Annotated in this window: 21 protein-coding genes; 19 read left to right on the forward strand and 2 right to left on the reverse strand. The window is 32.6% G+C overall.

Annotation, left to right across the window (positions count from 1 at the left end; all coding sequences use genetic code 11):
• Window positions 1-234 precede the first annotated feature (234 nt).
• The 6 genes from AC2FB1_RS08395 (at window position 235) to rpsI (ending at window position 4,611) form a co-directional block, all read left to right on the forward strand.
• Entirely contained in the window at window positions 235-1,047 is an 813-nt protein-coding gene (locus tag AC2FB1_RS08395) for an energy-coupling factor transporter ATPase (protein WP_490674771.1), read from the forward strand.
• Window positions 1,044-1,907, forward strand: a complete 864-nt coding sequence (locus tag AC2FB1_RS08400) for an energy-coupling factor transporter ATPase (RefSeq protein WP_490674772.1) — start codon at window positions 1,044-1,046, stop codon at window positions 1,905-1,907. The genes AC2FB1_RS08395 and AC2FB1_RS08400 overlap by 4 nt, the downstream gene beginning before the upstream one ends.
• Window positions 1,897-2,703 carry an energy-coupling factor transporter transmembrane component T family protein gene (locus tag AC2FB1_RS08405; RefSeq protein WP_490674773.1) on the forward strand — a complete coding sequence of 269 codons (807 nt, stop codon included), beginning with the start codon at window positions 1,897-1,899 and terminating at the stop codon, window positions 2,701-2,703. The genes AC2FB1_RS08400 and AC2FB1_RS08405 overlap by 11 nt, the downstream gene beginning before the upstream one ends.
• 4 nt (window positions 2,704-2,707) lie before the next feature.
• The gene (gene truA, locus AC2FB1_RS08410) at window positions 2,708-3,511 is read left to right on the forward strand and encodes a tRNA pseudouridine(38-40) synthase TruA (protein WP_490674774.1); all 804 of its coding nucleotides are present in this window, start codon (window positions 2,708-2,710) and stop codon (window positions 3,509-3,511) included.
• Window positions 3,512-3,761: 250 nt separating this feature from the next.
• On the forward strand, window positions 3,762-4,199 hold the full coding sequence (gene rplM / locus AC2FB1_RS08415) for a 50S ribosomal protein L13 (protein WP_002448612.1): 438 nt from the start codon (window positions 3,762-3,764) through the stop codon (window positions 4,197-4,199).
• 19 nt (window positions 4,200-4,218) lie between these two features.
• Window positions 4,219-4,611: a 30S ribosomal protein S9 gene (gene rpsI, locus AC2FB1_RS08420; RefSeq protein ID WP_490674775.1), complete on the forward strand. Its 393-nt coding sequence runs from the start codon at window positions 4,219-4,221 to the stop codon at window positions 4,609-4,611.
• A 219-nt stretch (window positions 4,612-4,830) separates the two neighbouring features.
• On the opposite strand, the gene AC2FB1_RS08425 is transcribed toward rpsI, so the two are convergent.
• Window positions 4,831-5,562: an NAD-dependent protein deacylase gene (locus AC2FB1_RS08425; RefSeq protein WP_490674776.1), complete on the reverse strand. Its 732-nt coding sequence runs from the start codon at window positions 5,560-5,562 to the stop codon at window positions 4,831-4,833.
• 205 nt (window positions 5,563-5,767) lie between these two features.
• Here AC2FB1_RS08425 and AC2FB1_RS08430 point away from each other — a divergent pair, with 205 nt between their 5' ends.
• The 8 genes from AC2FB1_RS08430 to lacG all read left to right on the forward strand — a co-directional run bounded on the left by AC2FB1_RS08430 (window position 5,768) and on the right by lacG (window position 13,160).
• Entirely contained in the window at window positions 5,768-6,523 is a 756-nt protein-coding gene (locus AC2FB1_RS08430) for a DeoR/GlpR family DNA-binding transcription regulator (RefSeq protein ID WP_490674777.1), read from the forward strand.
• 232 nt (window positions 6,524-6,755) lie between these two features.
• On the forward strand, window positions 6,756-7,184 hold the full coding sequence (gene lacA, locus AC2FB1_RS08435) for a galactose-6-phosphate isomerase subunit LacA (RefSeq protein WP_072291661.1): 429 nt from the start codon (window positions 6,756-6,758) through the stop codon (window positions 7,182-7,184).
• Window positions 7,185-7,199: 15 nt separating this feature from the next.
• The gene (gene lacB / locus AC2FB1_RS08440; protein ID WP_002455018.1) at window positions 7,200-7,715 is read left to right on the forward strand and encodes a galactose-6-phosphate isomerase subunit LacB; all 516 of its coding nucleotides are present in this window, start codon (window positions 7,200-7,202) and stop codon (window positions 7,713-7,715) included.
• 12 nt (window positions 7,716-7,727) lie between these two features.
• The gene (locus AC2FB1_RS08445; protein ID WP_143129807.1) at window positions 7,728-8,660 is read left to right on the forward strand and encodes a tagatose-6-phosphate kinase; all 933 of its coding nucleotides are present in this window, start codon (window positions 7,728-7,730) and stop codon (window positions 8,658-8,660) included.
• Between the two features lie 3 nt (window positions 8,661-8,663).
• Window positions 8,664-9,641 (forward strand): tagatose-bisphosphate aldolase, encoded by a 978-nt coding sequence (gene lacD / locus AC2FB1_RS08450; protein ID WP_242279590.1) that lies wholly within the window; start codon window positions 8,664-8,666, stop codon window positions 9,639-9,641.
• 19 nt (window positions 9,642-9,660) lie between these two features.
• A complete protein-coding gene (locus AC2FB1_RS08455) occupies window positions 9,661-9,975 on the forward strand; it encodes a PTS lactose/cellobiose transporter subunit IIA (protein ID WP_017174827.1) in 315 nt (104 codons plus the stop codon).
• 5 nt (window positions 9,976-9,980) lie between these two features.
• Window positions 9,981-11,732, forward strand: coding sequence for a lactose-specific PTS transporter subunit EIIC (locus AC2FB1_RS08460; RefSeq protein ID WP_490674778.1), 1,752 nt, complete (start codon window positions 9,981-9,983; stop codon window positions 11,730-11,732).
• A 15-nt stretch (window positions 11,733-11,747) separates the two neighbouring features.
• Entirely contained in the window at window positions 11,748-13,160 is a 1,413-nt protein-coding gene (lacG, locus tag AC2FB1_RS08465; RefSeq protein WP_025987241.1) for a 6-phospho-beta-galactosidase, read from the forward strand.
• 572 nt (window positions 13,161-13,732) lie between these two features.
• Here the strand turns inward: lacG and AC2FB1_RS08470 are convergent.
• The gene (locus AC2FB1_RS08470; RefSeq protein WP_490674779.1) at window positions 13,733-14,734 is read right to left on the reverse strand and encodes an LLM class flavin-dependent oxidoreductase; all 1,002 of its coding nucleotides are present in this window, start codon (window positions 14,732-14,734) and stop codon (window positions 13,733-13,735) included.
• Between the two features lie 424 nt (window positions 14,735-15,158).
• On the opposite strand from AC2FB1_RS08470, the gene AC2FB1_RS08475 reads away from it, so the two are divergent.
• From AC2FB1_RS08475 to AC2FB1_RS08495, 5 genes are all read left to right on the forward strand, one after another.
• The gene (locus AC2FB1_RS08475) at window positions 15,159-16,172 is read left to right on the forward strand and encodes a zinc-binding alcohol dehydrogenase family protein (RefSeq protein ID WP_490674780.1); all 1,014 of its coding nucleotides are present in this window, start codon (window positions 15,159-15,161) and stop codon (window positions 16,170-16,172) included.
• 160 nt (window positions 16,173-16,332) lie between these two features.
• On the forward strand, window positions 16,333-17,907 hold the full coding sequence (locus AC2FB1_RS08480) for a BCCT family transporter (protein WP_490674781.1): 1,575 nt from the start codon (window positions 16,333-16,335) through the stop codon (window positions 17,905-17,907).
• Window positions 17,908-18,075: 168 nt separating this feature from the next.
• Window positions 18,076-18,612, forward strand: coding sequence for an alkaline shock response membrane anchor protein AmaP (gene amaP, locus AC2FB1_RS08485; RefSeq protein WP_490674782.1), 537 nt, complete (start codon window positions 18,076-18,078; stop codon window positions 18,610-18,612).
• 12 nt (window positions 18,613-18,624) lie between these two features.
• On the forward strand, window positions 18,625-18,861 hold the full coding sequence (locus tag AC2FB1_RS08490) for a DUF2273 domain-containing protein (protein WP_475282152.1): 237 nt from the start codon (window positions 18,625-18,627) through the stop codon (window positions 18,859-18,861).
• A gap of 77 nt (window positions 18,862-18,938) precedes the next feature.
• Window positions 18,939-19,493, forward strand: coding sequence for an Asp23/Gls24 family envelope stress response protein (locus tag AC2FB1_RS08495; protein ID WP_490674783.1), 555 nt, complete (start codon window positions 18,939-18,941; stop codon window positions 19,491-19,493).
• Window positions 19,494-19,591: the final 98 nt, after the last annotated feature.

Here is a 19,591-nt window from a genome sequence, read left to right on the forward strand (position 1 = left end):
ACAAATATTGTCTAGCTCAGAGTACCCCATCAACTAAATATTAATATAAAAGCGTGAACTCAACTAAAATGTGATGGGGTGCGCGCTTTTTTAATTTTAATGAGTTTATATTGATTAAAAAGAGTCGTGCTTTTGAGGCATGACTCTTTTTATATATGATTGACGTTTCCTCATGTACATCTAGTTTCTATTCATGTAAACTATTGTAGTAACTATTAATAAAGGAGTATGGCTGTGGAGACTGATAATAACAATATAATCAAATTTAAACATGTACATTTTCAATATCAAAAAGATGCAGCCTTCACTCTAGAAGATGTATCATTTAGTATGCCAAAACAACAATGGACATCTATCGTAGGACATAATGGTTCAGGAAAATCTACAATTGCTAAGCTTATTGTAGGAATAGAACAAGCATCTGAAGGACAAATTTTATACAACAATCATTTAGTTACTACTGATTACTTAAGAGAGGTTAGACGTCATATTGGTATTGTCTTTCAAAATCCAGAAAACCAATTTGTAGGTTCAATTGTGGAATATGATGTAGCTTTTGGACTCGAGAATCATGCAGTACCTCATGATAAAATGAAAGCAATTGTAATCCAATCTTTAGATAACGTAGATATGGAAGAGTATATGGAATATGAACCACATTCTCTATCTGGCGGTCAAAAGCAGCGTGTGGCTATTGCGGGAGTCCTAGCGCTAAGTCCTGATGTCATTATTCTCGATGAAGCAACCTCTATGTTAGATCCCCAAGGCAAACAGTCATTACTGTCATTAATTAAACAAGTTAAGCAAGCGAAAAATTTAACGATTATCTCTATTACTCATGATTTAAGTGAAGCATTAGAAAGCGATCATGTCGTTATTATGAATAAGGGGAAGGTTTACAAAGAGGGGAACCCAAATTTTATTTTTTTAAAGCCACAGTATTTAGTAGAAATTGGCTTAGATTTACCGTTTGCAATGAAAATGAATCAAAAGCTAGGCTTTGAAGATGAATTCACTACATATGAAGGGCTGGTTGATAAATTATGACCATTCAATTTAATCATGTTTCATATATTTATCAAAAAGGCACTCCTTATGAATATCAAGCTTTAAATGATATCAATCTAAAAATCGAACAAGGTAAATACTATGCGATTGTTGGTCAAACAGGAAGCGGTAAATCCACGCTTATTCAACATTTTAATGGACTGTTAAAGCCAACAAAAGGTAGCATTACTTTTGATGATATGAAGATTACTCATAAAACGAAAGACAAACGTCTACGAAAGCTAAGGCAACAAGTGGGTCTAGTTTTTCAATTCCCTGAATCACAATTGTTTGAAGATAGCGTGGAAAGAGAAGTTGCATTTGGTCCTAAAAATTTTAAGTTGAATGTGGAACAAGTTAAATCATATGCGTATCAGTTACTCTTAGATTTAGGCTTTGATCATAATGTCATGGAGCAATCGCCATTTGAAATGTCAGGTGGTCAGATGCGTAAAATTGCATTAGTTTCTATTCTTGCAATGAAACCAGATATAATTATTCTTGATGAGCCTACTGCTGGACTTGATCCAAAAAGTCGTCAGCAAGTGATGGAATTAATAAAATCAATTCAAGTCAATCATCATAAAACAGTCATATTAGTGTCACACGATATGAATGATGTGGCGCGATATGCAGAAGAAATCATTGTAATGAGGCAAGGGAAAGTCATAGAACAGTGCTCTCCTAAATTATTATTCAGACAACACGAAAAACTGAAAGATTGGCATATTGCATTACCTGATGTAGTACAACTGCAATATGATGTTGAGGAAAAATATCAAACCATGTTTAGTGATATTGCCTTAAATGAAGATGAGTTTGTAACATTGTATCAGGAGTGGCAAGAACATGAAAAATAAACTTATTATAGGACGTTATTTACCTAATAACTCTGTGATACATCGTCTTGATCCTAGAGCAAAGTTGATTTTTGTATTTGTATTTATTATTTTTATCTTTTTTGCTCATACTTTTGCTACATTCGCTTGGGTAATATTATTAATTCTATGTTTTATGAAGATGGCTAACATTCAATTTTGGTTTTTAATTAAAGGATTAACACCGATATTTTTCTTTTTAATCTTTACATTTTTAATGCACATCTTCTTTACTCACGGCGGGACTACGCTATTAGAAATAGGTTTTATTAAAATTGATAGTGTAGGGGTATTAGAAGGTATTTTCATTTCTTTAAGATTAATAACGATTGTTATGGTTGCGACAATTATGACATTATCAACAAGTCCAATTGACTTGACTGATGCTTTTGAAAAGTTAATGGCCCCATTGAAACTATTTAAAATTCCTGTGCATCAATTAAGTATGATTATGTCAATTGCTTTAAGGTTTATTCCAACATTGATGGATGAATTAGATAAAATTATTCTTGCTCAAAAATCAAGAGGTTCTGAAATTAGTTCAGGTAGTTTAATGACAAGAATTAAAGCTTTCATCCCATTGATGATACCGCTATTTATTTCTGCCTTTCAAAGAGCTGATGAATTAGCAATTGCAATGGAAGTTAGAGGATATGATGCTAATGTACAACGTACCAGTTATCGTAAGTTGTCGTGGCATAAGAGAGATACTTTGAGTCTATTCAGTCTGATACCTATTGGAATGATATTATTTATATTAAAATATATGGGAGTGTAAGACATTGCGCATGCTAGTAAATATTGCGTATCAAGGACATAGATTTCTTGGTTTTCAAATTCAACAACAAGGTAGAACTGTTCAACAACAATTTGAAAAAATTTTAAAACGTATGCATCGTCGACATGTACGTATCCATCCATCTAGTCGCACAGATCGCGGTGTGCATGCTTATGAACAGTATTTTCATTTTGACACAGAATTGAATATTGAGCCTAAACAATGGAAATATGCGATGAATAGTGCGTTACCTGAGGATATTTACGTGAATAGTGTAAAACAAGTAGATGACACATTTCATTGCCGTTATGATTGTGTAGGTAAGAGATATCGCTATAAAGTGTATCAAGCTGAACATCGTAATCCATTTGAAAGTGGACTTAAAACATTTATAAAAGATGACTTAGATTTAGATAAGATGAATGAAGCGGCTAAATACTTTATTGGAACCCATGACTTTACTGGTTTTTGTTCACAAAAGACTGAAGTTGAAAGTAAAGAACGTACACTATACCAAAGTGAAGTTGTAAAAACGGACGAAGGTTTTGACTATATCGTCACGGGTTCTGGTTTCTTATATAATATGGTGCGCGTACTTGTAGCTTTTTTAGTAGAAGTAGGTAAAGGGAAGCGTCAACCTGATGAAGTTCCCAAACTGCTTGAAGCTAAAAATAGAGACAATGTGCCTTTTACAGCACCAGCTGAAGGATTATACCTTGAAAAGATTTATTTAGATTCAGAAGCACTCAAAAATGACTTTGGTGAGGATATAAAAATTCATTACAAAAAATCATTACAAAATGACTAATATGCATTGACAAATGAACTAATAAAATATAAGATAGTTAACGGTATTGTTTTATATCATCCCACGATAAGCCCCGGAAACTTATTGTGTTACAAGATATATAAGCAGATTAGACAGGAATAAAATAAATGAACATTACGCTTTGAAATCGTAACAGAATGACCTAGATTGCAGGCCTCGTTCGTAGGTTCGACTGCGATGAGTACCTGTAATCTAAGACGAAGCATTTATTTTTAGGAGGATAATTATTATGCGTCAAACATTTATGGCAAATGAATCAAACATTGAGCGCAAATGGTATGTTATCGATGCTGAAGGCCAAACATTAGGTCGTTTATCATCAGAAGTAGCATCTATCTTACGCGGTAAAAATAAAGTAACTTATACACCACACGTTGATACTGGTGACTATGTAATCATCATCAACGCTGAAAAAATCGAATTAACTGGTAAAAAAGAACAAGACAAAGTTTACTATCGTCATTCAAATCACCCAGGTGGTATCAAATCAGTGACTGCTGGTGAATTAAAACGTAATAACCCTGCTCGTTTACTTGAAACTTCAATCAAAGGAATGTTACCAAGTTCACGTTTAGGTGAAAAACAAGGTAAAAAATTATTTGTATACAGTGGCGCTGAACATCCACACGCTGCACAACAACCAGAAAACTACGAATTACGTGGTTAATTAGAAGGAGGAAATTACATTGGCACAAGTTGAATATAGAGGCACAGGCCGTCGTAAAAACTCAGTAGCACGTGTACGTTTAGTACCAGGTGAAGGTAATATCACTGTTAACGATCGTGACGTACGCGAATACTTACCATTTGAATCATTAATCTTAGACTTAAACCAACCATTCGATGTTACAGAAACTAAAGGTAACTATGATGTATTAGTTAACGTATACGGTGGTGGTTTCACTGGACAAGCTCAAGCTATCCGTCATGGTATCGCTCGTGCATTATTAGAAGCAGATCCAGAATACAGAGGTTCTTTAAAACGTTCAGGTTTATTAACTCGTGACCCACGTATGAAAGAACGTAAAAAACCAGGTCTTAAAAAAGCACGTCGTTCTCCACAATTCTCAAAACGTTAATATTGGAATTGTTGCAAACTTGTTTGCTTACAAGTTCAGTATGCAAATTGCATCGGCAATTTGTGTTCCATTAGAACGATTAAAGCACTTCTCAAAGTTGAGAAGTGCTTTTTTATACATAGGAAAAACTAATGGAGCAATAGTCATATTTAATACAGTTATCGACTACTTAACATGTTAAAAACGTCTAAGACAGATGTCTTAGGCTGATATATCTTTTTATTTTTTCATCACTTCTTCAACAACTTCGGTCATATCACTGTGAATAACTAAATTAGCTTTCCTATCATATGGTGTAGCGTCTCTATTAATAATTACAAGATTGTCTCCTGTAAAGTTAGAAATAAAGCCTGCAGCAGGTTGTACGACTAAGGATGAACCTAACACAATGACAGTATCTGCTTTTTGGATTTTATCTAAGGCTCTAAAGACAGTAGGTTGATTGAGCATTTCACCGTATAATACGATATCAGGGCGAATCACATCACCGCAGTTCTCACAATATCTTAATTTGTGTTCCATAACATACGATTTCGTATATTCTTTTCCACAATTGATGCAATAAAAGCGATTCAGTGTACCATGAATTTCATCAATATGTTCACTTCCAGCATCTTCATGTAACCCATCGATATTTTGGGTAATCACACCTAAAGATTTGCCTTCTTTTTCTAACTCTGCAATCCATTCATGGACGATATTAGGCTTTTTATCTGCTACTAGTAGTCGTTTATGATAAAAGTCGATAAAGCTTTCTTTATTATCATTTAAATGATCAATACTTAATAAATATTCAGGTGAATAACCCTCTTTTGAAATTTCATCAAATAATCCACCCATTGAACGGAAATCAGGTATACCACTTGCAACCGATACACCTGCACCAGTAAAGAATACAATTTTGTTTGATTTATCAACTATTTCCTTTAATTTTTCGACTTTATTACCCAATCGGAGCACCTCGTTTACAATAATGACTAATATAATTTTTTTAAAATGAATTTTATACTATTATTACAACATATTTTTACCTTTATTTTCTAGTTTTAAAACAAGTAATAGTATAGAATGAAATTGCGCTTAAAATCTTTATGAGATATATGTGTTCATTTTATATGGACATGTTTAATAAAATAAGTTGGATGTGAGAAATTGAATGAATAAATACGATCGTTTAGAAGAAATTACTAAACTCGTAAATCAAAAAGGAACTATTAGGACAAATGAGATTGTTGAAGAACTTAATGTATCTGACATGACGGTACGCAGAGATTTAGCTGAACTAGAAGAAAAAGGATTACTAACTAAAATACATGGTGGTGCACGTAGTAATTCAGCTTTTCAAATTAAAGAAAAGTCTCATCAAGAAAAGCACACAGAGAATATTGAAGAAAAACGTGCTGTCGCAAGGAAAGCTGTTAACTTAATTGAAGAAAACGATACGATTTTTTTGGGACCTGGAACAACAATCGAGTTACTGGCTCAATTAATAGATCGAGAGTCATTAACAGTGATTACGAATTGTTTTCCAGTATTTCAAATATTATTTGAAAAGCGTTCGCTAAATTTTAAAGTTTACTTATTAGGTGGAGAAATGAGAGAACTTACTGAATCATTTGTAGGTGAAATGACGAATACGCTCCTTAAAACAAAACGGTTTAGTAAAATGTTTTTTAGTTGTAATGGAATAAAAGATGCAGATGTGCTCACTTCTACAATTGACGAAGCGTATACACAACAACTTGCACTTCATCGTTCACTTGAAAAATACTTATTAATTGATACTTCAAAAATTGGAAAAGAAGATTTTACCCAATTATGTCATTTAGAAGATTTAACAGCAGTTGTTGTAGATAAAAATGATGAAGATAATGTACAAAAATTAAAAGCCTATACAGAAGTGATACATTAATTGAATGATACCAAGATTGTTTATTTAAACAATCTTGGTATTTTTTTAGATAATTGAACGTAATTAAACATAAAAATAATATGTTTTGTTTAAAAAAACAAAATTTCAAACAATATTCGAACATTTATTGTTGATTATTTGTTTATTTATGTTTATAATTTAAGTGTAAAGATTTGAAAGCGCTTTTTCAAACACATGTGTTTAATTATCTTATTTTCAAAGGAGAATCATTATGACAATTTTTATTGGTTCAGATGTCGCTGGTCAACGTCTTAAAGATGTTGTAAAAACATTTTTAAAAGAAAATAACCATGATGTAGTAGATGTAACAGAAGGAAAAGAATTAGACTTTGTAGATTCAACACTAGCAGTTGTACACGAAGTACAAAAGAACGATGATAATTTAGGAATTGCAGTGGATGCGTATGGTGCAGGTAGCTTTATCGTTGCTACAAAAGTAAAAGGAATGATTGCTGCTGAAGTATCAGATGAACGCTCAGCATATATGACACGTAGTCACAACAATGCACGCATGATTACAATGGGTTCTGAAATTGTAGGCGATACATTAGCAAAAAATATTGCTAAAGAATTTGTAAATGGACACTATGATGGCGGACGTCATCAAATCCGTGTAGATATGTTAAATAAAATGTGCTAATTGGAGGAATAAATAATGAAAATTGCTATAGGTTGCGATCACATTGTAACTGATACAAAAATGGAAGTTTCACAACATTTAAAAGCTCAAGGACACGAAGTTATTGATGTAGGTACGTATGATTTTACACGTACACATTATCCTATCTTCGGTAAAAAAGTAGGAGAAAAAGTTGCTAGTGGAGAAGCAGACTTAGGCGTATGTATCTGCGGTACTGGTGTTGGTATTAGTAATGCAGCAAACAAAGTCCCAGGGGTAAGAACAGCATTAGTACGTGATATGACATCAGCACTTTATTCAAAAGAAGAATTAAATGCTAATGTTGTTAGTTTCGGCGGTAAAGTAGCAGGCGAATTATTTATTTTCGATATCGTTGATGCATTTATCGAAGCAGAATACAAACCTACTGAAGAAAATAAAAAATTAATTGCTAAAATTAATCATTTAGAAGCACATAACGATAATCAAGCTAATCCTCACTTCTTTGATGAATTCTTAGAAAAATGGGACAAAGGTGAATATCACGATTAAGGAAGATGTGAAATGATTCTAACATTAACTTTAAATCCTTCAGTTGATATTTCTTACCCATTAGAACAGTTTCATCTAGATACTGTGAATAGAGTTAAAAAAACGAGTAAAACTGCTGGAGGAAAAGGATTAAATGTAACACGTGTATTATCAGAATTTGGCGAAAATGTATTAGCAAGTGGCTTTTTAGGTGGCGCATTGGGTCAATTTATTGAAGAACAATTAACGGATGCTCAAATTGAACAGTCTTTCTTCAAAATAAAAGGAGAAACACGAAATTGTATCGCTATTCTACATGAAGGACAACAAACTGAAATACTTGAACAAGGACCAACTATTGGCAAGGAAGAAGCAGAGAGCTATAAAACACATCTTTTAGAACTATTTAAAAGAGCTAATGTTATAGCGATGTCTGGAAGTTTACCTAAAGGTCTTAATACAAATTACTACGCTGATATTGTGAAATTAGCAAATAAACAAGGTCTACCTACGATTGTAGATAGTTCTGGTCAATCATTAATGGATGTATTGTTGAGCGAAAGTAAGCCTTCAGTGATAAAACCTAATATTGATGAATTATCTCAATTATTACAAACTACTGTCACTACAGATATCGATAGTTTAAAAGAAGCGGTTACTCAACCCATTTTCAAAGGTATTGAATGGATTATTGTTTCTTTAGGTGGCGATGGCGCTTTCGCTAAACATCATCAAACATTTTATAAAGTAAACATTCCCAAAATAGAAGTTGTTAATCCTGTAGGGTCTGGTGATTCTACAGTGGCAGGTATTGCATCAGGTCTTGTTCATCAACAATCCGATGAAGATTTACTGAAAAAAGCTAATGCATTTGGAATGTTAAATGCAATGGAGCATCAAACAGGTCATATCAATGTAGATAAATTTAAAGAACTATTCAAACAAATTGAAGTTATAGAGGTGTAATTCATGACAAAATCACAACAAAAACTAGCATCAATCGAACAATTAAGTAATCAAGATGGGATTATTTCAGCTTTAGCATTTGATCAACGTGGGGCATTAAAAAGAATGATGGCTGAACATCAAACAGAACCTCCTACAGTTGAACAAATCGAACAATTAAAAGTACTTGTATCAGAAGAGTTAACACAATATGCATCTTCTATTCTTTTAGATCCTGAATATGGCTTACCTGCTTCTGATGCACGTAATAAAGAGTGTGGTTTATTACTTGCATATGAAAAAACTGGATATGACGTGAATGCAAAAGGTCGTTTACCAGATTGCTTAGTAGAATGGTCTGCTAAACGTTTAAAAGAACAGGGGGCCAATGCAGTTAAATTCTTACTTTATTATGATGTAGATGATTCAGAAGAGATTAACATTCAAAAGAAAGCTTATATTGAACGAATTGGTTCAGAATGTGTTGCTGAAGACATTCCATTTTTCTTAGAAGTGTTAACTTATGATGATAATATTCCAGATAATAAAAGTGCTGAATTTGCAAAAGTAAAACCTCGTAAAGTAAATGAAGCAATGAAGTTATTCTCTGAAGATCGATTCAATGTTGATGTGCTTAAAGTTGAAGTACCCGTAAATATGAATTTTGTCGAAGGATTTACAGAAGGTGAAGTTGTATACACAAAAGAAGAAGCAGCACAACATTTCCGTGATCAAGATGCAGCAACACATTTACCTTATATTTATTTAAGTGCTGGTGTATCAGCTGAATTATTCCAAGAAACATTAACATTTGCACATGATGCAGGTGCACATTTCAATGGTGTGTTATGTGGACGTGCGACATGGTCTGGTGCAGTTAAAGTTTATATTGAACAAGGAGAACAAGCTGCAAGAGAATGGTTACGTACAACTGGATATAAAAACATTGATGATTTAAATAAAGTACTAAAAACAACTGCAACATCTTGGAAAGCAAAATAACTTAGGGGAGGTTATTCATATGAATAGAGAAGAAGTACAATTACTTGGTTTTGAAATTGTCGCATATGCTGGAGATGCACGTTCAAAATTATTAGAGGCATTAAACGCTGCTAATGAAGGTGATTTTGAAAAAGCTGAACAACTTACTGAGGAAGCAAATGAATGTATTGCAAATGCACATAAAGCTCAAACAAACTTATTAGCTCAAGAAGCGCAAGGTGATGACATTGCATTTAGTATTACAATGATTCACGGACAAGACCATTTAATGACAACGTTATTATTAAAAGATTTAATGAAGCATTTAATTGAATTATACAAAAAAGGGAGCTGACCCCTATGAATAAGTTAATAGCATGGATAGAAAAAGGAAAGCCGTTCTTTGAAAAAATATCCCGTAATATTTATTTAAGAGCGATTCGTGATGGATTTATTGCAGCAATTCCAATTATCTTGTTCTCAAGTATATTTATTTTAATCACATATGTACCTAACGTGTTTGGCTTTACTTGGAGTAAAACAATGGAAGGTATATTGATGAAACCATATAACTATACCATGGGAATAGTTGGTTTGATTGTAGCTGGAACAACAGCTAAGTCTTTAACCGATTCCTACAACAGGAAATTAGATAAAACCAATCAAATTAACTTTATTTCTACAATGATGGCTGCGATGAGTGGATTTTTATTCTTAGCAGCAGATCCTATTAAAGAGGGTGGATTTTCAAGTGCATTTATGGGCACAAAAGGATTATTAACAGCCTTTATTTCAGCCTTTATTACCGTAATTGTTTATAATTTCTTTATTAAAAGAAATATTACAATAAAAATGCCTAAAGAAGTACCACCTAATATTTCTCAGGTATTTAAAGATATCTTCCCGTTGTCAGCGGTTATTATCATTATTTATGCATTAGATTTATTATCAAGAGCATTTATTCATACAAATGTAGCGAACGCCGTATTAAAAATCTTTGAACCATTATTTACTGCGGCAGATGGCTGGATTGGTGTCACACTTATCTTCGGTGCTTTCGCATTCTTCTGGTTTGTAGGTATACATGGTCCATCTATTGTTGAACCAGCAATTGCTGCAATTACTTATGCAAATCTTGAAACAAACTTAAATTTGATTCAAGCAGGAGAACATGCAGATAAAATTATTACACCTGGTACACAAATGTTCGTTGCAACTATGGGTGGTACCGGTGCTACATTAGTCGTGCCATTTATGTTTATGTGGTTAACTAAATCAAAAAGAAATAAAGCAATTGGTAGAGCATCAGTTGTACCAACATTCTTTGGAGTAAATGAACCAATTTTATTTGGTGCACCACTCGTATTAAATCCAGTATTTTTCATACCATTTATTTTTGCACCAATAGTAAACGTATGGATCTTTAAATTCTTTGTTGATGTACTTAAAATGAATAGTTTTAGTATCTTCTTACCATGGACGACACCAGGGCCACTTGGTATTGTGATGGGTACAGGATTTGCATTTTGGTCATTTGTGTTAGCCATTGTATTAATCGTAGTTGACGTTATGATTTATTATCCTTTTTTAAAAGTATATGATGAACAAATTCTTGAAGAAGAACGTGGCAATAAAGAAGTAAATAATGAATTAAAAGAAAAAGTATCAGCAAACTTTGATACGAAGAAAGCAGATGCAATTTTAGCAACTGCTGGTGCAAATGAAACGACAACAACTGAACCAGCACCTTCCGATGAGGAAGTATCGGCTAAAGATTCACCTAATTCGATTAACGAACAAACTAACGTTTTAGTCTTATGTGCTGGTGGTGGTACAAGTGGATTACTTGCAAATGCATTAAACAAGGCAGCTGAAGAATATCAGGTACCTGTAAAAGCAGCAGCTGGTGGTTATGGTGCACATATGGATATTATGAAAGACTATCAATTAATTATTTTAGCGCCTCAAGTTGCTTCTAACTATGAAGATATAAAACAAGATACAGATCGATTAGGTATTAAATTAGCAAAAACTCAAGGTGTTGAATACATTAACTTAACTCGTGATGGCAAAGCAGCATTAGACTTCGTTCAACAACAATTTGAAAAATAATTAGGAGATGAAAGTATAATGAAAAAATTACCAGAAGATTTTATTTTTGGTGGTGCAACAGCAGCTTATCAAGCAGAAGGTGCGACTCAAACAGATGGAAAAGGTCGTGTAGCCTGGGACACTTATCTAGAAGAAAACTATTGGTATACAGCTGAACCTGCAAGTGACTTTTATCATAAATATCCAGTTGATTTAGAATTAAGTGAGAAATTTGGTGTTAATGGTATCCGTATATCTATCGCGTGGTCAAGAATTTTTCCAACAGGTTATGGAGAAGTTAATCAAAAAGGTGTAGAATTCTATCACAATTTATTTAAAGAATGTCATAAACGTCACGTTGAACCGTTTGTTACATTACATCATTTTGATACTCCAGAAACACTTCACAGTGATGGAGATTTCTTAAACCGTAAAACGATTGATTATTTTGTAGACTATGCAAAATTCTGTTTTGAAGAATTTACTGAAGTCAACTATTGGACTACTTTTAATGAAATTGGTCCTATTGGTGATGGCCAGTATTTAGTCGGTAAATTCCCACCAGGAATTAAATATGATTTTGCAAAAGTATTCCAATCTCATCATAATATGATGGTCGCACATGCGAAAGCAGTTAAACTATTTAAAGACAATGGATATAATGGAGAAATTGGAGTCGTTCATGCATTACCAACTAAGTATCCATACGATCCTTCAAATCCTGAAGATGTAAGAGCAGCAGAACTTGAAGATATTATTCATAACAAATTTATCTTAGATGCAACATATTTAGGAAAATATTCTCGTGAAACTATGGAAGGTGTACAACATATTCTTTCTGTCAATGGTGGTAAATTAGATATTACCGATGAAGATTATGCTACATTAGATGCTGCAAAAGATTTAAATGACTTTCTAGGTATCAATTACTATATGAGTGATTGGATGAGAGGATATGAGGGAGAATCAGAAATTACACACAATGCTACTGGAGATAAAGGTGGCTCTAAATATCAACTTAAAGGTGTAGGACAACGTGAATTTGATATAGATGTTCCTCGTACTGATTGGGATTGGATGATTTATCCACAAGGCCTTTATGATCAAATTATGCGTGTTATAAAAGATTATCCTAACTATCACAAAATTTATGTTACTGAAAATGGGCTTGGGTATAAAGATGAGTTCGATGAAGAACGTAAGACAGTTGATGATGATGCACGTATCGACTATGTTAAAAAACATCTTGAAGTTATTGCTGATGCTATACGTGATGGTGCCAATGTAAAAGGCTATTTCTTATGGTCACTTATGGATGTGTTCTCATGGTCTAATGGTTATGAAAAACGTTATGGTCTATTCTATGTTGATTTTGACACACAAGAACGTTATCCGAAAAAAAGTGCATATTGGTATAAAGCATTAGCTGAATCTAAAGAAATTAAGTAATTTGATAAATTAGACAGGACAGAAATGAAAATTTCTGTCCTGTTTCTTATTTTATTGAATACACTAGTATAAAAAATAACGAGTATAATTTTGTCGCACAGTCTATGGGAAATTTATCTTTCACGTATTTTATGAAAAATGATGATAATCATCTCCTATTTCCGACGCTAAAAAAGAAGTCAATATTGTTGGAAAATATAGTGACGTTCTTAATTTAAATGAAAGGGTGAACGAAATTCAAGTTAATTAAAATGGAAAACCGAACAAAATGAGTGGAGATTGTAAAAAGTTATTTGGATTAAAAAATATTTATAAAGGTAAATAATTAGAAGATTTAAATATTTATGGAGATGATCAAGATGGTATGCATTTTAAAGTTAAAGTATCTAATAGCTCATCTCGATCATTGAAATATCTGTTAGTTAGGAGAAGTCCAAAAAAGTATAAGAATCTTAATATACAGAATCAGCGACTCAACATAGCCAACTTCATGAAAATAAGGATGTTGCAGATAAAATCATTAAATTTTATGAAACAAATAAAAATTGGGAGCGTTCATAATACGGACGCTCCTAATTATCTAGACAAGCATGAGCTATAAGTTCAATTAATTTAGTTCGATGAGTATGTCCATATACATTAGGAAGAATCATGATTTCATCGACTTCAAATTCGTTTTGTAATTGTATTAACTGTTGAGCTATTTCATGGGGCAAGCCACTAATAATTCGACGTTTATTTTTTTCTATTTTTTCTCGATCTCTTTCAGAATAATGGCGTTGCTGTGCTGTTTCAATAGAAGGATAAACTTTAGGTTGTTTAAGATAGTTAATACGTATTAACCACAAATTTAATGCATCTAATAATTGTTTAATCGTTAATTCATTTTCTGCCGTAACGACAAAAGTAGCTAAAATAATATAGGGTGAATGCGAATTGCCATGATACTCTGTAAAACGTGATTTATAATGTCGAATGACATGTGTTAAATTTGCGTGTGATTGACCCATATGTGCAATCACAAAAGGTAAGCCTTTTTTTGCGGCAAGTTCAGCACTTTGTTCACTCATTCCTAAAATAAACATTTCAGGTGAATGCTCTGTATATGGAGTGGCTTCTAAAGTTTTGAAACGATGTGAATGAATAGTGTCATTCGTAAAGTATTTTTTCAAATCATCTACTTGTTGAGATAATTCAGGTTTTTGAGTTTTAAACTCATTTAGCGCTTCGTTTACATTTTTAAAGCTAGGAGAACGTCCAATTCCCATATCAATTCGGTCAGGGTGTTTGACTTCCATAATTTTAAATTGTTCTGCAACTTTGTAAGCACTATAATGGGGGAGCATAACACCGCCACTTCCGATATGAATAGAGTGTGTATGTTCAAGTAACATAGCCATTACGATTTCGGGCGCGCTTGATACAACAGAAGGAACTTGATGGTGTTCTGCTACCCAATAACGTGCATAACCAAGTTTCTCTGATAGTTGAGCAAGTTCAATTGAATGATTTAAAGCTTCTTGTGGTGTATCACCTTCAAAGAGTGGTACATAGTCTAAGATACTTAATTTCAAGTTTAAGACCTCACTTTGCTTGGTATAATAAAGTATTAAGTGTTACACACTAGACATTATAAAGTGAAAGCAGTTGAATTGCGATAAAATTGTTTGTGATATTACACTGTTTTTGAATACCGATTATAATGATACTGAACAAGAAAAAGGCCTACATGTACAAAGCGGCATTAATTAAACATCAAGCACTTATGCATAGTGTCTTAGTAGTAGAATTTGCCGATGACTTTGAACATGTAAGTAAAGGACTAACAACGTAGATATAAAAAGGAAAATTTAAAACAAAAGTATCTAAAAAAGAAGGATTTGAACATGTACCAAAAGTATTCAGAAACTTATTTACAGGTGAAAATTTTGGTGAATAGATTGTTAAAGTGTCAGAAAATGTATAATTTAAAATTCAGTAAAAGGTAGGTATATAATTATGAAAGCTATAGGATTTAAACAACCATTTAAATTAGAAGAAGGAAATGTATTTGAAACATTTGAATTAGATGTGCCCCAGCCATCTTCTAGAGAGTTGCTTGTTAAAATAGAAAGTATAAGTGTAAATCCGGTTGATACAAAGCAACGCCTTACTGAAGTTAAAAATCCCCCAAGAATTTTAGGTTTTGATGCAGTAGGGACGGTTCAAAAAACTGGAACAGAGGTGACAATGTTTAAGGAAGGCGATATTGTATTTTATTCTGGTGCGCCTAATCAACATGGTTCAAATCAGGAATATCAACTTATTGATGAACGATTAGTCGCAAAAGCACCTAAAAATCTTTCGGCAGAACAAGCTGCTAGCCTTCCCTTAACTGGTATTACAGCGTCAGAAACTTTATTTGATGTGTTCAAAATTTCAGAGGATCCAAATCAAAATAAAGGGAAATCATTACTTATTATCAATGGCGCAGGTGGTGTTGGAAGTATTACGACTCAAATTGCTAAGGCATATGGTCTAAAAGTCATTACAACTGCGTCTCGTCAAGAAACAATTGACTGGTCAAAAAAGATGGGGGCAGATATCGTACTCAATCACAAAGAAGATTTAAAATCTCAATTAGAACAACAGCACATTGAAGCGGTAGATTTCGTATTTTGCACGTTTGATACAGACATGTATTATGAAACAATGATAGATATAGTGAAACCAAGAGGACACATTGCGACTATTGTAGCTTTTAAAGAAGCACAAGATTTAAATCTATTAAAAACAAAAAGTATTTCATTTACGCATGAATTTATGTTTACAAGACCTATTTTTCAAACAGAAGACATGATTAAACATCATTATTATTTAGAGGATATTGCTAAAAAAGTTGAGGATGGTACGTATCAAAATACAACGACAAAAGTGATTAATGGATTAACAGCAGAACATTTATATGAAGCTCATCAAATATTAGAATCCAATTCAATGATAGGAAAACTTGTTATAAATGTAGAAGAATAGAGAATGATTTAACACCTCTTAGTGTCTACAAATAAGACATTAAGAGGTGTTTTATTATTTTATAATATATAAGTTTAATTAATTTTAAAATTCCCAAAATCATTAGATATAACTCGAATGGGGTATAGTATATCTAACTATCAGAAAGGAGATTAATGTAATGCGAAAAAAATCTATAAGCGTTGTATTTTGGATTGCGTTATCTATCTGTACATTATTTGTAGTGTATGGGGCAGTACTACCTAAACAATTAGAATCAGTCACACAAAATATTACATCGTTTATTGCAGTCAATTTTTCTTGGTATTATCTTTTACTCGTTTTAATTATATTCTTTATTTGTGTTTACTTATTATTTTCAAGATATGCATCTATTACTCTAGGCGAGGAAGGAGAAGAACCAGAATTTTCATTACTTTCTTGGTTCGCTATGCTGTTTAGTGCAGGAATGGGAATAGGATTAGTATTTTGGACTACCGCAGAGCCAATTAGTCATGCCTATAAAGCAACGCCTATACATAAAATTGGTACACAAGCAGCGATTAATGATGCATTTCAATTTGCATTCTTTCATTGGGGAATTCATGCATGGGCAGTATATGGAATTGTTGCATTAGTTTTTGCTTACTTTAGTTTTCATAAAGGATATCCAGGCTTAGTAAGCGCAACGCTTGTCCCGATTTTTGGAGAAAAAAGAATGAGAGGACCAATCGGAGGAGCAATAGATGTTTTAGCGGTTATTGCGACAGTTACAGGGGTAGCAGCTACCTTAGGTTTTGGCGCTTTACAAATAAATGAAGGTCTTCACTATTTGTTTAAAGTACCGAGTCATTTTGGCACACAAGTCATTATTATTATTATTGCAACTATTTTATTTAGTTGGTCTGCATGGTCTGGAATTGATAAAGGAATAAAAACGTTAAGTAATATTAATATGATTTTAGCTTTTATTGTATTAATAGGGTTATTTCTAGTAGGACCTACTTTATATATTTTAAATACGTTTACTAATGGATTAGGAAATTATATTTTTAATTTCTTTAATATGAGTTTGCGTATTCCGATGGAAGGCGGTGCAAAATTTCAATGGGTGCAAAATTGGACCATATTCTACTGGGCATGGTGGGTGTCTTGGGCACCATTTGTAGGGATATTCATTGCACGTGTATCACGTGGTAGAACCATTAAAGAATTTATTTTAGGAGTACTATTTGTTCCAGCTTTAGTATGTTTCTTTTTCTTTGCAGTATTCGGAGGAGCAGCAGTGTATCTTCAACATAATGGACTTGCCAATATTGCTAAAGAAGCAACAGAAACTGCAACATTTGCCACTTTAGAGCATTTTCCATTGGGATTTGTATTAAGTATTGTTACTTTAATCGTTATTATGATTTTCTTTGTAACTTCTGCAGATTCGGCTACTTATGTACTTGGAATGTTAAGTAGTAAAGGAGACATTAATCCTAACGCTTTCGTTAAAGTAAGTTGGGGTATTATTATGGCCTTATTTGCGATGATAATGATTTATACCGGAGGAACACAAGCAATTCAGAACTTATTAATTATTGCAGCACTCCCGTTTTCCGTAGTTATTATTCTTATGATAGGGTCTTTATTTAAAACGTTGAGTTTAGATCATCCGAGGATATCAAAGAAAGACGTTTTAATGAAAAAAGATAATTTACAATACAAAAAAACGAATAATATAAAAAACGAAAATAATTATGAAAAATAGGTTTTTATTGTGTTAAATTTGGGAATATTTAATCTAGAAGGTAAACTTTAATAAATTTAAAAAAATTAAATAAAAAATTTTAATGTTAACGTTTTAAAAAATTTTTAAAGGGTACTTAAATTTTATAATTAAATAATTACAACAACGACTAAGGAGGTGCGTTTAGAGGTGCATAGATTTAAAAACTTTATCCTTGGCCTATTAATAGTTGCGATTGTTGGCTTCTTATTGTTTATGTACATAGATGATAGTCGTATTAAACATTATCAAGACTATTTCTTACAATTCAATTGGTTCCAACCATTATTAATTGGTTTATCAGCTCTACTCGTATTAATTGGTATTATATTGGTGTTTAGCATCTTTAAACCAACATATAGAAAACCAGGTCTTTATAAGGACTATAATGATGGACACATTTACGTATCACGTAAGGCAGTCGAAAAATCTGCATATGATACATTAGTTAAATATGATGAAATCAGACAACCAAACGTGGTGACTAAACTTTACAATAAGAAAAATAATTCTTACATTGACATTAAAGTTGATTTCTTGGTTCCTAATGATGTCCAAGTGAAATCGTTAACTGAGAGTATTAGATCTGACATTAAGCATAATGTAGAGCATTTTACTGAAATGCCTGTTAGAAAATTAGAAGTTAATGTTAGAGATCAAAAATCTGCCGGACAACGCGTACTATAAGGGAGGGATAACATGGCTGATAATAATCAAAATAGTCAAGATTCTACTCAACAAATTATCGACTTCCTAAAGTCGTATAAATGGCGAATTATAGGTTTCTTTGCATTCTTAATTATTGCAATCTTATTCCTAACTTTAGGATTCTGGAAAACAATTTTAATTATTGTTTTATGTTTAATTGGAATAGGTGTTGGGTATATAAAAGACCGTACACAAGATTTCATGAACTTCTTAAATAGATGGAGTTAACCTTCATTTTTTAAGAATTCATATAAATAAAAAATAAGTATTAAAAATAAAATTTCTATTTAAAAAGGAGAATTCACATGGCTGTAGATAATAACAAAGCTAAACAAGCATACAATAATCAAACTGGAGTAAACGAAAAAGAAAGAGAAGAACGTCAAGAACAAGCACAACAATACAGAGAAGAACGTCAAAATAATCAACAACATTTTGAAAATAAATTAACTTTCTCTGATGAAGTTATCGAAAAAATTGCTGGCATTGCTGCTCGTGAAGTAAGAGGTATCTTAGATATGAAAGGCGGTTTCACTGACAGTATCTCTAACGCATTCTCAAGTGGTAACAACGTAACACAAGGTGTTTCTGTTGAAGTTGGTGAAAAACAAGCTGCTGTAGATTTAAAAGTAATCTTAGAATACGGTGAATCAGCTCCAAAAATCTTCCGTAAAGTAACTGACTTAGTTAAAGAACAAGTTAAATACATTACTGGTTTAGACGTTGTTGAAGTTAATATGCAAGTCGACGATGTAATGACTAAAAAAGAATGGGCTCAAAAAAACCAAAAAAACAATAACAATAATAATAACAATAGCAACAACAGCAATAATAATTTCGAAAGATCAGATTTACAATAATCTTATAAAAAAAGACCTTGGAATGGCACTGAACCCTTAAAATGGGAACTTAATAAAAACACTATGTTCTAGGCTGCTAATTCTCTGTATTTTACAGG

The sequence above is a fragment of the Staphylococcus sp. CoH_129_LAB_1 genome (assembly GCF_058191515.1).